This is a genomic window from Microbacterium gubbeenense DSM 15944, from assembly GCF_000422745.1.
GTDB lineage: Bacteria > Actinomycetota > Actinomycetes > Actinomycetales > Microbacteriaceae > Microbacterium > Microbacterium gubbeenense.
The window spans coordinates 155,891-169,154 of the sequence record NZ_AUGQ01000001.1 but is presented as its reverse complement, the minus strand read 5'-3'; the positions used below and the strand labels follow the sequence as shown (position 1 = coordinate 169,154).

Annotated in this window: 12 protein-coding genes; 6 read left to right on the top strand and 6 right to left on the bottom strand. The window is 70.1% G+C overall.

The features are described 5' to 3' along the window. The first annotated feature begins 21 nt into the window (after window positions 1–21). From G510_RS0100825 to G510_RS0100815, 3 genes are read left to right on the top strand one after another with little or no spacing between them, the layout of a single operon-like run. Entirely contained in the window at window positions 22–1,140 is a 1,119-nt protein-coding gene (locus tag G510_RS0100825; protein ID WP_051216105.1) for a class I SAM-dependent methyltransferase, read from the top strand. 10 nt (window positions 1,141–1,150) lie between these two features. After that, a complete protein-coding gene (gene ftsY, locus G510_RS0100820) occupies window positions 1,151–2,020 on the top strand; it encodes a signal recognition particle-docking protein FtsY (RefSeq protein WP_029152033.1) in 870 nt (289 codons plus the stop codon). Between the two features lie 27 nt (window positions 2,021–2,047). Further along, on the top strand, window positions 2,048–2,548 hold the full coding sequence (locus tag G510_RS0100815; protein WP_029152032.1) for a DUF2004 domain-containing protein: 501 nt from the start codon (window positions 2,048–2,050) through the stop codon (window positions 2,546–2,548). On the opposite strand, the gene G510_RS0100810 is transcribed toward G510_RS0100815, so the two are convergent. The 6 genes from G510_RS0100810 to lipB all read right to left on the bottom strand — a co-directional run bounded on the left by G510_RS0100810 (window position 2,545) and on the right by lipB (window position 9,135). Next, window positions 2,545–4,029 carry an ATP-binding cassette domain-containing protein gene (locus G510_RS0100810; RefSeq protein ID WP_029152031.1) on the bottom strand — a complete coding sequence of 495 codons (1,485 nt, stop codon included), beginning with the start codon at window positions 4,027–4,029 and terminating at the stop codon, window positions 2,545–2,547. The genes G510_RS0100815 and G510_RS0100810 overlap by 4 nt on opposite strands. Next, the gene (locus G510_RS14880; protein ID WP_245563199.1) at window positions 4,026–4,808 is read right to left on the bottom strand and encodes an ABC transporter permease; all 783 of its coding nucleotides are present in this window, start codon (window positions 4,806–4,808) and stop codon (window positions 4,026–4,028) included. Before G510_RS14880 ends, G510_RS0100810 begins: the two co-directional genes overlap by 4 nt. A gap of 11 nt (window positions 4,809–4,819) precedes the next feature. Continuing rightward, window positions 4,820–5,806 carry an ABC transporter permease gene (locus tag G510_RS14875; RefSeq protein ID WP_036321405.1) on the bottom strand — a complete coding sequence of 329 codons (987 nt, stop codon included), beginning with the start codon at window positions 5,804–5,806 and terminating at the stop codon, window positions 4,820–4,822. Further along, window positions 5,806–7,443 carry an ABC transporter substrate-binding protein gene (locus tag G510_RS0100795; protein WP_029152030.1) on the bottom strand — a complete coding sequence of 546 codons (1,638 nt, stop codon included), beginning with the start codon at window positions 7,441–7,443 and terminating at the stop codon, window positions 5,806–5,808. The genes G510_RS14875 and G510_RS0100795 overlap by 1 nt, the downstream gene beginning before the upstream one ends. Window positions 7,444–7,507: 64 nt before the next feature. Beyond that, window positions 7,508–8,500 (bottom strand): lipoyl synthase, encoded by a 993-nt coding sequence (gene lipA, locus G510_RS0100790; RefSeq protein ID WP_029152029.1) that lies wholly within the window; start codon window positions 8,498–8,500, stop codon window positions 7,508–7,510. Beyond that, entirely contained in the window at window positions 8,497–9,135 is a 639-nt protein-coding gene (gene lipB / locus G510_RS0100785; RefSeq protein ID WP_029152028.1) for a lipoyl(octanoyl) transferase LipB, read from the bottom strand. The genes lipA and lipB overlap by 4 nt, the downstream gene beginning before the upstream one ends. A gap of 80 nt (window positions 9,136–9,215) precedes the next feature. On the opposite strand from lipB, the gene G510_RS14870 reads away from it, so the two are divergent. The 3 genes from G510_RS14870 to G510_RS17350 are packed head-to-tail and all read left to right on the top strand — an operon-like array spanning window position 9,216 to window position 13,260. Continuing rightward, window positions 9,216–9,770 (top strand): TetR/AcrR family transcriptional regulator, encoded by a 555-nt coding sequence (locus tag G510_RS14870; protein WP_036321538.1) that lies wholly within the window; start codon window positions 9,216–9,218, stop codon window positions 9,768–9,770. 41 nt (window positions 9,771–9,811) lie between these two features. Further along, complete coding sequence (gene ffh / locus G510_RS0100775; RefSeq protein WP_029152027.1) at window positions 9,812–11,368, top strand: signal recognition particle protein; 1,557 nt, start codon at window positions 9,812–9,814, stop codon at window positions 11,366–11,368. 29 nt (window positions 11,369–11,397) lie between these two features. Continuing rightward, window positions 11,398–13,260 carry a gamma-glutamylcyclotransferase gene (locus tag G510_RS17350; RefSeq protein ID WP_051216101.1) on the top strand — a complete coding sequence of 621 codons (1,863 nt, stop codon included), beginning with the start codon at window positions 11,398–11,400 and terminating at the stop codon, window positions 13,258–13,260. Window positions 13,261–13,264: the final 4 nt, after the last annotated feature.

Below are 13,264 nucleotides of genomic sequence, written 5' to 3'. Positions count from 1 at the left end.
CCGCCGCCATAGGCTTGAGGCATGGCGCCCGAGCAAGCATTCGATCTGATCTCTTCGCGCCTCGGCCGCTGGCCCGACATCGAGACTCACGATCTCGTCGCCGCCGATCAGAGCGACCGGCTGATCCTGGCGGAGGCGCGCGTGATCCCCGACGACGTCGTCGTGATCGGCGACCGCTTCGGCGCGCTCGCGCTGTCGATCCTGACAGTGGCGCCCGGCGCCCGGATCCGCGTGCACCAGGATGCGATCACCGGCGAGCGGGCGCTCCGAGCGAACGCGGATCGCCTCGGAATCGATCTTGCAGGCCTCAGCTGGCACGACCTCGACGCGTCGCTCGTGCGCGGCGCACACCGGGTGATCGCGCAGCTGCCGCGCGGGCTCGATGCCCTCGACGAGGTCGCCGGCGTGATCGCGGACCACGCGGATCCGTCCGTCGAGGTCGTGCTCGGAGGGCGCGTCAAGCACATGACGACGTCGATGAACGATGTTCTTCGCGTGCACTTCCGCGACGTGCGCGCGAGCCGCGGCGCGGGTAAGTCGCGAGCCCTGCACGCGGCGACGCCCATCGCGGGCGCCGGCGTGCCATGGCCCCGGCGCGCGGATCGCGAGGGGCTCACGATCGTCGCGCACGGCGCCGCGTTCGCCGGCACCGGCCTCGACATCGGCACCCGGTTCCTGCTGAGCTTCCTCGACGACATGCCCGAGGCGGCGCGCGCGATCGATCTCGGGTGCGGCACAGGTGCGATCGCGGCGTCCTACGCGCTCGCGCGCCCGAACGCTCGCGTGCTGGCCGCGGACCGGTCCGCGGCGGCCGTCGCGTCCGCCGCCGCAACGGCCGCCGCGAACGGCGTGACGGATCGCGTGGACGTCGTGCGCGAGGACGGCCTGCGCGCGCAGCTCGACGGATCCGCGGATCTCGTGCTGCTGAATCCGCCGTTCCACTCGGGAACGGCCGTGACCGACGAGATCGCGCCGCGGCTGTTCGCGGACGCGGCGCGCGTGCTGCGCCCGGGAGGCGAGCTCTGGACGGTCTGGAACGGCCACCTGCGCTACCGTCCGCAGCTCGAACGGATCGTCGGGCCCACGCGCCAGGTCGGCCGCGACCGCACGTTCACGGTGACGGCCTCCGCGCGCCGGTAGGCTGGATCCCATGGCAGAGAAGTGGTCGCTCGGTCGCGCGCTGCGCGGCATGTTCGTGAAAGAGACGATCGATGAGGATACGTGGGACGACCTCGAGACGGCGCTGATCACGGCCGATTTCGGTCCCGACATCACTGAGCAGATCATCGATGACCTGCGCGAGAAGGTCGACCGGTTCCGCACCGAGGATCCGCGCGACCTCAAGCGCATGCTCGTGGAGAGCCTCGAAGAGCGCTTCGACAAGTTCGACACGACGCTCAAGCTCACCGAGCGCCCGGCGGTCGTGCTCGTCGTCGGCGTCAACGGCGTCGGCAAGACCACGACGATCGGCAAGTTCGCGAACTTCCTGAAGCGCTACGGCCGCACGATCGTGGTCGGCGCGGCCGACACGTTCCGCGCGGCCGCCGTCGAGCAGCTCGCGACGTGGGCAGAGCGCGGGGGAGCGGCGATCGTGCGCCCCGAGCGCGAGGGCCAGGATCCCGCTTCCGTCGCGTTCCAGACCATCGACTACGCCAAGCGCACCGGCACGGAGATCGTGCTCGTCGACACGGCCGGCCGGCTGCACACCAAGGCCGGCCTCATGGACGAGCTGCAGAAGGTGCGCCGCGTCATCGAGAAGCAGGCGCCCATCAGCGAGGTGCTGCTCGTGCTCGACGCGACGACCGGCCAGAACGGCGTCATGCAGGCGGAGTCGTTCCTCGAGCACGCGGGTGTCACGGGGCTTGTCATCACGAAGCTCGACGGCTCTGCGAAGGGCGGGTTCGTGCTCGCAGTGCAGGAGCGTACCGGCATTCCCGTCAAGCTCATCGGCGAGGGCGAGGGAATCGGCGACATCTCCGGCTTCACACCCTCGGCATTTGCCGCCGGACTCGTTGGCTGAGCGCCGAAGGCGTGATTGAGTAGACCCATGGCGATCGAACACGACTACTTCGGGCTGCTCGAGTCAGGCCCCGACGGCGCGATCTTCTGGTCGGAGAGCATCGACCTCGGCGACATGACCGTCACGGTCGACCTGACGGCGCCGGATCAGGATGACGTCACGCCCGACGCGCTCGACGCCGCGGCGGCGCTCATCACCGCGCTCGACGAGATCGATCGTCGCGCCCGTAACTTCATGCTCGCCGAGGTCGACAATCGCGCGAGCGACGTGACCGAGTTCATCCTGATGATGACCGACCGCTACGGCAGCGAGATCGATCAGATCCTCGTCGACGTCTCGGGCGACGCGCCCGTCGATATCGTGCGCTCGCTCGAGCTCATGAGCATGACGATCCTCGCCGACGAGCACGGCGGCGACGATCCGTTCGCGGTGCTTGAGTATGCGCTCGATCCCGACGAGGCTGACGACGTTCTGCTCGTCAACTTCGCGGGCGACGGCACGGTGCAGTCGGCCACCGGCACCGACTAGGGACTGCCGGACGCCTCGACGAGCGCGCGCGTGACCTCGTGCGTGGGCATCGCGTAGACCTCTTCGGTCGGGCCCGTCTCGACGATGCGACCCGATTGCATGACGGCGACCCGGTCGGCCATCTGCCGCACGACCGCGAGATCGTGCGAGATGAAGATCATCGCCAGGCGCTCTCGGCGCTGTAGGTCGTCCAGCAGATCGAGGATGCCTGCCTGGGTGGTCACATCGAGCGCTGAGACCGGCTCGTCCAGCACGAGCACGTCCGGATCCGCGGCGAGCGCCCGCGCGATCGCGACGCGCTGCCGTTGCCCGCCCGACAATCGGGCCGGCATCCGCGCGAGCAGCGACTCGTCCAGCCCGACCCTGGCCAGCAGCTCGGCGCCGGTCGCGCCCGGTCCCCGTCTCGAATGCTCGAGGATGCGCCCGACCGAATGCCGCGGGTCGAACGAACCGAGCGGATCCTGCGGCACGAGGCGAACGACCGGCGCGCCGGTGCGCGAGACGGATCCGTCGTCGGGGCGTTCCGCCCCGATCAGCAGGCGCGCGAGCGTCGACTTCCCGGAGCCGGATTCGCCGACGATGCCGACGGTCTCGCCCGCGCGGAGCGACAGACTCGCGTCGTCGACGGCCCGCGTCGATCCGTACCTCCGGCCGACGCTGCGGGCCTCGAGTACGACGGCACCGGGGGAGGCCGCGGAGGGTTTGGGCCCGGCGGGGACGGCCTCGAGCAGCGTGCGGGTCGTCGGGTGCGCCGGGGAATCGAGCACCCGGCGAGCGGCGCCCTGCTCCACGGCGCGTCCGCGCTCGAGCACCGTGATCCGATCGGCAATGCGCTCGACGGCCCGGAGATCGTGCGTGATGAAGATCACCGCGGCTCCGTCGTTCGCGAGCACCCGCAGCAGGTCGAGCACCCGCAGCGCGACGGTCGCGTCGAGCGCGGTCGTGGGCTCGTCGGCGATGATCAGCCGCGCGCCGCCGACGATCGCCGACGCGATCAGCACGCGCTGCCGCATGCCGCCCGACAGTTCGCCGGAGCGATGCCCGAGCAGATGCTCCGCACCCGAGAGCCCCGCGCGGTCGAGCGCAGTAACGATCCGCGCCCGCCGCTCGGCGCGCGGCGTCCGGCGCACCGCGAGCGTCTCGCCGACCTCGGCGCGCACCGTGCGCAGCGGATCCAGCGACTGCAGCGCGTCCTGCAGCACGAGCCCGATCTCGCGGCCGCGCAGCGCGCGCCAGGTGCGCTGCGACGCGGACCGCAGATCCCGATCGTCGAACGCCAGCGCGCCCGCGGTGACGCGCGCCCGCGGATCCTGCTGCGTGAGCCCCAGGAGCGTCCGCGCGAGCACCGACTTGCCCGCCCCCGACTCGCCGACGATGCCGTGCACCTCGCCCGCGAGCGCGTCGAGCGAGACGGAATCGACGACGTTCCCGGCTCCCGGCAGCGACACGGTCAGGTCGCGCACGCTCAGCAGCGCACTCATGCGGATCCCTTCGAGATGCGGCGGCCGAGCACCGTGAGGCAGATCGCGGTGACGATGATCGCGAGACCGGGGAACAGCGTCATCCACCACGCCGTCGACAGGTACACGCGGCCCGCGTTGAGCATCGATCCCCACTCCGGCGAGGGCGGTTCCGCGCCGAGCCCCAGGAAGCTGAGCGCCGACACCCACACGATCGCCTGGCCGATGCCGAGCGTGATCATCGCAATGAGTGGCCACAGCGTATTCGGCAGCACGTGGCGACCGAACGCCGCAGGAGCAGATACTCCCTCGTGTCGCGCGTACGCGACGTAATCGCTGCGCACGACCTGCCGCACGCGCGCTCGCACCACGCGCGCGTATCCGGGGGCGGTCGCGAGGCCGATCGCAAGGATCGAGCTCGTGGGACCGGGCCCGATCACCGCGACGAACAGCAGCGCCATCACGAGGGTCGGGAGGGAGTACAGCACCTCCACGACGCGCGTGAGCGCGGCATCGACCGCACGCGGACCGAGCCCCGAGACGAAGCCGATGACAACACCGAGCCCCACGCCGATGGCGGTCGCGGCGATGCCGATGCCGGCGGAGGACCGCGCCCCGTGCACGATGCGGGTGAGGATGTCGCGCCCCGACTCGTCGGTGCCGAACGGGTGCACGAGGCTGGGCGCGAGGAACCCCTCGGTGGGCGAGACGGCCAGCGGATCGCCCGGTGCGATCAGGCCGGGCGCCGCGACAGCGACGAAGATCAGCAGCAGGACTGCTGCGGCGAATTCCGCGGGCACGCCGATCCGCCTCATGATCCCACCGCGATCTCGGGCGCGCGTCGTGAGGCCGCTCGTGCGCGCAGCCGCGGATCCACGAGCAGCTCGATCGCGTCGGTCAGGATGACGACGACGATGTACATGAGCGCGATCACGACGACCGCGCCGATGACGACCGGAACGTCTCGCGAGAGCGCGGCCTCCTGCAGCAGGCGCCCCAGGCCGGGGCGCGCGAACAGCACCTCGACGACGACGGCGCCGGAGAGCAGATTGCCGAACGCCCAGCCGGACAGGGCGACGGCCGGCAGGCTCGCGTGGCGCAGGGTGTGGCGCAGCAGCACGCGCATCTCACCCGCGCCGCGGGAGCGCGAGGTCGTGGCGAACGGCGCCGCATCCGCCTCGTCGAGCGCGTCGCGCGACACCTGCGAGAGGAAGCCCGCGATCGGGATCGCGAGGGTCACGACGGGCATCACGAGGGCTGCGGGGCTCGACCCGGCGCTCGTGGCGGGCAGCCACCCGAGGCCCGACGCGAACAGCATGATCAGGACGGCGCCGAGCCAGAACTGCGGGGTGACGCTCGCGACGATCTCGAGCCCCCGCATGACCGCCCCGACGACGATTCCCGTGCGACCGCGCGAGACGGCCTGGATGATCGAGCCCGCAACGGCGATCGCCCAGGCCAGGGCGAGTGCCAGGGCCGCGAGCAGCAGCGTCGCGGGTAACTGCGCGGCCAACAGGTCGGCGACCGGCTGCCGGCGCGCGAACGAATCGCCGAGCTGCAGCGTCGCGATGTCCCGTAGCTGCAGCAGGTACTGCCACGCGAGCGGCTCGTCGAGCGCGTACTTCTCGATCGCGGCGCGCACGGTGTCCTCGCCGGCCTGCGACCCCGGCCCGCCGAGGATCGCCTCGAGCGGATCGCCCGACAGGCGCAGCGCGAAGAAGACGAGCGTCGCGACGATCCAGACGACGAGGACCGCACCGCCGATCTTCGCGACGGTCCATCGGGCGACGGCGCGCATCACTCCGTGAGGGTCGCGTTCACGAACGTCGGGGTCGAGATCGTGTGAAGGTTCGTCACGCCCTCCACGCCGTTCGTGAGGAAGTGGTTCTGCTGGTCGTACAGCGGCAGCACCGTCAGGCTGTCGAGCACGATCCGCTGCGCGTCGGTGTACAGCGCGCCGCGCTCCTCCGGATCGGTCGTCGCGAGAGCGTCGGTGAGCAGCTGATCGAGCTCATCGTCCTTCAGCTGTGCGTTGTTCGCGAAGTATCCGCTCGGCGCGGGAACGGTGCCGTCCGAGTGATAGAGGATCCGCAGCACGTCGGGGCCGACCGTCGTGTACGGCGCGGAGACGGCCTCGTACTCGTGCGCGGCGAGCGCGCCGTACCAGGTCGAGAGGTCGGTGGGCTGCAGCTCGACGTCGAAGCCGACCGCGGCGGTGTTCGCCTGGATCTGTTCGAACAGCGACTGCTCGGCCGCCGTCGACTGGTTCGTCGAAACAGGGAACCGCACGGTCAGGCGTTCGCCGTCCTTCATCCGCACGCCGTCGTCGTCCTTCTGGGTCCACCCCGCCGCGTCGAGCAGTTCGTTCGCCTCGTCGACGTCGGTGCGGAACAGGTCGTCGTCGCTGAGCGCGAGGGGCTCGGCGCTCGATAGCACCGAGTACGACCGTTCGGTCGTGCCGGCGAACAGCGTCTCGATGCCGGGGTTCGGATCCGCCGAGCGGATGAACGCCTCGCGCACGTCGCGGTCGTCGAACGGGGGCTGCGCCGAGTTGAGCTCGATGCGGTTCGAGGCGGCGGGCCGCGGCGCGTCGATGTGCGAGAGGCCCTGGCCCTCGGCTGCGGCGATATCGGTGGGCAGCGGGTTGTCGATGACGTGGACCTCGCCCGAGGCGAGAGCCGCCTGACGGGTGGCCGCGTCGGGGATGAACCGCCATTCGATCGCGTCGATCAGCGCGCCCCCGTCGTGATCGAGCTCGGGGTTCGTCGGCACGTAGTCGTCGTTGCGGGTCATCGTGACCGACTCCTGCGGCGTCCAGCTCTCGACGATGAAGGGACCGGTTCCGATCGGCGCCTGGCAGTTCTCGTCCATTCCGCGCTCGATGCCCGCGGGCGACTCCATGGCCGACCACTGCTGGCTGAGCACCTCGAGCAGCGTTGACTTGGGGCTGTCCAGGTGCAGCTCGACGTGGGTGTCGTCGACGACCTCGACGTCGCTGATCTCCTTGACGGAGAGGTAGCCGGTCGAGCTGGCCGTGTCGGGATCCTGCAGGTGCTCGATGTTGGCCTTGACCGCCTCGGCATCGAACGGCGTGCCGTCGGTGAACGTGACGTCATCGCGCAGTGTGATCGTCCACGTCAGGCCGTCGTCCGAGGCTTGGCCCGATTCCGCGAGCCACGGCACGACCTCGCCATCGGCGTCGCGCCCGAACAGAGGCTCGAGGTACTGCGTGGAGATCAGGCCCTGCGGATAGTTGCCGCCGACGTGCGGGTCGAGGCACGTCGGTTCGGCGTCGCCCGTGGCGTACACCAGGGTGCCGCCTGATTCCGGCTCCGCGCCGCCGTCAGCGGGGGCCTCGGATGCCGAGCATCCCGCGAGGAGGAGCGCGGCAGAGGCGAGGGCGAGAACGGGCAGGGCGCGGCGGAGCGAACGCATGGATCCCCTTCGGGATTGAGAATGTGGATGCTATCCAGAAATTGGACCAATGTCCAGAATACCCCTAAACGGCCTGGGCAAACTCGGTGGGCGCGCTGTCGGCGATGTGCTGCAGGTGCGCCGGGATCGGGCGGCCTTTCTCGCGCATCGAGTGCGCCCAGAGCCGGCCCGCTCGGTACGACGAGCGCACGAGCGGTCCGGCCAGCACGCCGAGGAAGCCGATGTCCTCCGCCGTCTTCTTGAAGTCGACGAACTCGTCGGGCTTGACCCACCGCGCGACCGGCATGTGGCGCGGCGAGGGCCGCAGGTACTGCGTGAGCGTGATGATGTCGCACCCCGCGTCGTGCAGGTCGTTGAGCGCCTGCACGACCTCCTCGGGCTCCTCGCCCATGCCGAGGATGAGGTTCGACTTCGTGATGAGCCCGGCCTCGTGCCCCTGCGTGAGCACGTTCAGCGAACGGTCGTAGTCGAACGCCGGGCGAATGCGGCGGAACACGCGCGGCACGGTCTCGACGTTGTGCGCGAAGACCTCAGGCCGCGCGTCGAAGATCTGGCCGAGGAACCGGGGATCGCCGTTGTGCTCGTTCGCGAGCAGCTCGACGCCCGTGTTCGGGTTCATCTCGTGGATCCGGCGCACGGTCTCGGCGTTCAGCCACGCGCCCGTATCGTCGAGATCGTCGCGCGCGACCGACGTCACGGTCGCGTAGCGCAGGCCCATCTGGCGCACCGACTCGGCGACGCGGCGCGGTTCGTCCGTGTCGTACGCGTCGGGCTTGCCCGTGTCGATCTGGCAGAAGTCGCACCGCCGCGTGCACTGGGATCCGCCGATCAGGAAGGTCGCCTCCTTGTCCTCCCAGCACTCGAAGATGTTGGGGCAGCCGGCCTCCTGACACACGGTGTGCAGGTCCTCGGTCTTCACGAGCGATTGCAGCGCCTGGTACTCGGGGCCCTGGCGCACGCGCGTCTTGATCCATTCGGGCTTCTTCTCGATCGGCGTCTCGGCGTTGCGCACCTCGAGGCGCAGCAGCTTCCGTCCGCCCGGCGCGGTGACGCTCATGCCGGTACCTCCTCGAAGGCGCGGTCGAAGGCCCGTGCCACGGCGGGGGCGATCTCGCTCGGCGTGACGTCGCGCCCCGCCTCTCGCGCGATCGACGTGATGCCCGCGTCGGAGATTCCGCACGCGATGATCTCGCGATACGGATCCATCGAATTGTTGCAGTTGAGCGCGAAGCCGTGCATCGCGACTCCCTTCTCGACGCGCACGCCGATCGCCGCGATCTTGTTCCAGGCTCCGGCCCGCTCGACCCACACGCCCGACCGGCCCTCGATCTGCCGTCCGGCGATCCCGTAAGCCGACACGACGTCGATCAGCATGACCTCGAGGCGCCGCACGTACGTCACGACGTCCTCCCGGGCGACGCGCACGATGGGGTAGCCGACGAGCTGGCCGGGGCCGTGCCACGTGATCTTGCCGCCGCGGTTCACGTCGATCACAGGGATGCCGGAGTGCGAGGGGCGCTCGTGCTGCTCGGTGCGCGACCCCGCGGTGAACACCGACGCATGCTCGAGCAGGATGAGGGTCTCCTCCCGGGAGCCCGCGACCACCTCGTCATGGACCGACTGCTGCAGATCCCACCCCGCCCGATACTCCACGGACGTGGGGTGGTAGCCCGGTTCGAGCACCTCGATCATGAACGCTCCTCGCATAAATGGACTCAGTCCAAGAAAGCCTAACCCCACCGCGTATGCCGGTCTCGACATACGCTGGGGGCGTGTCATCAACCACGGGGAAGCCGGGCCGGCCGAAGGCGATCTCGCGCGAGATGCTCGCCGAGGCGGCCTGCGAGCTGTTCCTCGAGCGCGGTTACGAGCAGACCAGCGTCGCCGACATCGCGATGCGTGCCGGCGTGGGGAGGTCGAGCTTCTTCAACTACGCATCGAGCAAGGGTGAGCTCCTGTGGGGATCCCTCGACGAGCGGATCGCCCAGGCGCGCCTCGCGGCTGAATCGGGGTCGTCGGCGCACGAGGCCGTGCGCGGGATCGCCGCCGGCTTCGTGCCGGACGCGCTCGCGCTTGCGTTCGCGAACGCCGATGCGATGCAGATCGAGGACCATCTCGAGCGCGAGGCGGCCCTCAGAATGTGGCGCATCGCGGCCCTCGCGGCCGGCGCGCTGCGGCGCGAGGGCGTGGAGCAGACCGCGGCAGAGGTGCGCGGGGGAGCGTACGGCGCGGCGGCGATCTCGGCGATCCGTTCGTGGTCGACATCGGGCGCCGGCAGCGGACCGCTCGGCGGGCATCTGGATCGCGCACTCGCCGTGATCGGCTGACGAGCGGATCGGCGTCGTCGCTCGCGTAGAATGGGGCCACCATGGCTACTTTCGGCACGCTCTCCGACCGTCTCGTCGAGACATTCAAGAACCTCCGCACGAAGGGACGCCTGTCGGCATCTGATGTCGATGGCACCGTCCGCGAGATTCGTCGCGCACTCCTCGACGCCGACGTCGCGCTCGAGGTCGTCAAGCAGTTCACGGCCGACGTGCGCGACCGCGCGCTCGGCGATGAGGTCAACAAGGCGCTGAACCCCGCCCAGCAGGTCGTGCAGATCGTCAACGAGGAGCTCGTGAAGATCCTCGGCGGCGAGCAGCGCAAGCTGCAGTTCGCGAAGAACCCGCCGACGGTCATCATGCTCGCGGGCCTCCAGGGATCCGGTAAGACGACCTTCGCGGGCAAGCTCGCGAAGAAGCTCCGAGGCGAGGGCCACACCCCCGTGCTCGTCGCGGCCGACCTCCAGCGGCCGAACGCCGTCAATCAGCTCCAGGTCGTCGGCGAGCAGGCCGGCGCGGTCGTGTTCGCGCCCGAGCCCGGCAACGGTCAGGGCGACCCCGTCAAGGTGTCGAAGGCCGGCGTCGAGTTCGCGCGTCAGAAGCAGCACGACATCGTCATCATCGACACGGCGGGTCGCCTCGGCGTCGACGAAGAGCTGATGCGTCAGGCCTCGAAGATCCGGAAGGCCACGGATCCCGACGAGGTCCTGTTCGTCATCGACTCGATGATCGGCCAGGACGCCGTCAACACGGCCAAGGCCTTCCAGGAGGGCGTCGACTTCACCGGTGTCGTGCTGTCGAAGCTCGACGGCGACGCGCGCGGTGGTGCCGCGCTGTCGGTCGCTTCGCTCACCGGCCGCCCGATCATCTTCGCTTCGAACGGCGAGGGCCTCGACGCGCTCGAGGACTTCCACCCGGACCGCATGGCGAGCCGCATCCTCGACCTCGGCGACGTGCTCACCCTCATCGAGCAGGCGCAGGCCGCGTTCGACGAGGAGGAGGCCCGCAAGGTCGCCGACAAGCTCGCGAACGAGGCGTTCACCCTCGACGACTTCCTCGAGCAGATGCAGCAGCTCAAGAAGATGGGCTCGATGAAGAAGATGCTCGGCATGCTTCCCGGCATGGGCGGGCAGATGAAGCAGCAGCTCGAGAACTTCGACGAGTCCGAGATCGGCCGCACCGAGGCGATCATCCGCGGCATGACGCCGGCCGAGCGCCAGAACACGAAGATCCTCAACGGATCCCGTCGCGCGCGCATCGCCCGCGGATCCGGCGTCACGGTCACCGACATCAACCAGCTCGTGAACCGCTTCGAGCAGGCCGCGAAGATGATGAAGAAGGTCGCCCGCGGCGAGAACGCCGGCATTCCCGGCATGGGTGCGATGCCCGGCCAGAAGCCGGGCGCCTCATCGAAGCGCGGGAAGAAGAACAAGGGCAAGTTCCAGGGCAATCGGTCGGGCAACCCCGCCAAGCGCGCGGCCGCTCCGGAGCTGCCCGCACAAGCTCCCGCGGGGGCCGGCTTCGGGCTCGGCGCCGCGGCGCCCACCGACGCGAGCGAGCCCGACATGGAAGAGATCCGGAAGCTGTTCGGCAACAAGTAGGGCCCCGCGCGCTCGGTAAGCTGGCGGTCATGCCGGACGAAACTCTGACCGACCCGTACGCCGCGTCGAGCGCACCGCGCGCGCACCCGCTGACGTATCCGGGCACGCGCCCGGCCGCCTCGGTCGTGATCACCCACGACGCGATCTGGGAGATCTGCGATCGTGAGGGCGGCGCGCTCGCGTGGCAGTCCGACCACCTGCAGCGCCTCCCGACCTGCCGGGTCGCGCTGACCGTCGACGAGCGGGAGAAGCTCCGCCTGTCCCGCACGGCCTTCCCGCACCTGTCGTCGGTGCTCGAAGAGGCCTACGGGTACGGGCCGGACACGCGGGTTCCGGTGCTCGCGATCGGATCGAACGCGGCGCCCTCGCAGATGCGCCACAAGTTCGCGACGACGTCCGTGCCGCTCGTGGTGCCGTCGATCCGCGCGCGAGTGGAAGAGATGACCGCGGGCTTCAGCTCGTTCGTCTCGCCGCTCGGGTATGTCCCGGCGACGCTCGTTCCCGAGCCCGGCGCGGTCGCCGAGATGTCGCTGCAGCTGCTCGACGACCAACAGCTCCGCGAGATCGACCGCACCGAGTCTCCGGCCTACCGCCGGGTGTGGGTCGAGACGCCGATTCAGCTGGAGACCGGCGAGCGGCTGTTCGGCGCGTACGCGTACGTGTCCCGCGACGGGTATCTTGCCGACGACGACGGCCCGTGGGTCATGGCGTCCGAGGGCCAGACGCGACCCGATTCGGTGTCGCCCGAGCGGTGGTTCGCCGACCAGTCGGCGGTGCTCGCTCGCGTCAGCGCGGATGCGGGGGTTGCGGCCGTCATCGGATCCACGCCCGAGGAGATCGTCACCCGCCGGGCGGATCCGGTCGCGTCGACGGCCGCGCTCCGCGCGGGCGGCTTCGTCCGCGACGACAACCCGCTGTGGGGCCGGCCCGACGAGATCGGGGGGCAGGCGCGACGGTACGGATCCCTGATCGACGCTCGCATCGTCTCGCGGAACGACGACGGCACGGTCGTCGCGATCGCGGGACGATCGAACGACTTCCTCGAGAGGCGCGGCCGATCGGTCGTGCGGCTGGGCGCGGCGATGGATGAGGCGCTCGGACACCCGAAGAACGTCGAGCTGGTGGCGGAGGCGCTGCAGGACGTCGCAGGTGCCCGTGCGCCGCGCGCGGTCGCTACCGTACTGCGCGACGACGACGGCGACGCGATCCCCGACGAGGCCATCGAACTCGACCATGTGCTGCGCATGGGGCTCGGAATCGAGGCGGGCGAGGAGGTGCGAGCTCGAAAGGTCACGGTGAAGCGCCCGCGATGGGCCGATAAGATCCTCGGGCCGCCGAACTCGCTGACCCTGCGCGTCACGCTGGCTGACACCTCGTCGACCGAGCGCGACGTATGCCTCATGAGCAGGCTATCCCTGCAGCTGCTCGGCGTGGCGAGCGGAGACTACGTCGTGCTCGAGGGCGGCCCGGATGCCAACGGCGTCGTGAGCACGCTCGCGGTCAAAGCGTTCGAGGTGCCCGAAGACGTGCAGATCGAGCGCGAGCGCGTCTCGAACGGCATCTGGGGCGCCCGATTCCCGGGGGTGCGCGAGACGATCGGCGTGTGGCCCGATATCCCGACGGTCTTCGTCGATGCGTCGACGCGCGCCCGGCTCGGCATCGCGCCCCAGCAGCTCGGCACGCTGCGGGCGCGGCCCGCTCGACTGCAGCAGTTCGGAAGCGAACTGCGCGAGATGATGCTTCTGCTCGCGGTCGCTCTGATCGGAGTGGTCACGATCGTGCCGAGCATGGTGCTCGCCCTCGCGCTGATCGGCGCCCTCGTCGTCGGCACGTTCGCTCTGACGGTGGCGAAGCTCCGGCGACGGCTGTCACATCCGCGCCAACGCGCCTAGCGTC

What these genes read in the sequence shown, in the direction of transcription:
- G510_RS0100825 (WP_051216105.1), top strand. Translation starts at nt 22, where the DNA reads ATGGCGCCCGAGCAAGCATTCGATCTGATCTCTTCGCGCCTCGGCCGC.
- ftsY (WP_029152033.1), top strand. Translation starts at nt 1,151, where the DNA reads ATGGCAGAGAAGTGGTCGCTCGGTCGCGCGCTGCGCGGCATGTTCGTG.
- G510_RS0100815 (WP_029152032.1), top strand. Translation starts at nt 2,048, where the DNA reads ATGGCGATCGAACACGACTACTTCGGGCTGCTCGAGTCAGGCCCCGAC.
- G510_RS0100810 (WP_029152031.1), bottom strand. Translation starts at nt 4,029, where the DNA reads ATGAGTGCGCTGCTGAGCGTGCGCGACCTGACCGTGTCGCTGCCGGGA.
- G510_RS14875 (WP_036321405.1), bottom strand. Translation starts at nt 5,806, where the DNA reads ATGCGCGCCGTCGCCCGATGGACCGTCGCGAAGATCGGCGGTGCGGTC.
- G510_RS0100795 (WP_029152030.1), bottom strand. Translation starts at nt 7,443, where the DNA reads ATGCGTTCGCTCCGCCGCGCCCTGCCCGTTCTCGCCCTCGCCTCTGCC.
- lipA (WP_029152029.1), bottom strand. Translation starts at nt 8,500, where the DNA reads ATGAGCGTCACCGCGCCGGGCGGACGGAAGCTGCTGCGCCTCGAGGTG.
- lipB (WP_029152028.1), bottom strand. Translation starts at nt 9,135, where the DNA reads ATGATCGAGGTGCTCGAACCGGGCTACCACCCCACGTCCGTGGAGTAT.
- ffh (WP_029152027.1), top strand. Translation starts at nt 9,812, where the DNA reads ATGGCTACTTTCGGCACGCTCTCCGACCGTCTCGTCGAGACATTCAAG.
- G510_RS17350 (WP_051216101.1), top strand. Translation starts at nt 11,398, where the DNA reads ATGCCGGACGAAACTCTGACCGACCCGTACGCCGCGTCGAGCGCACCG.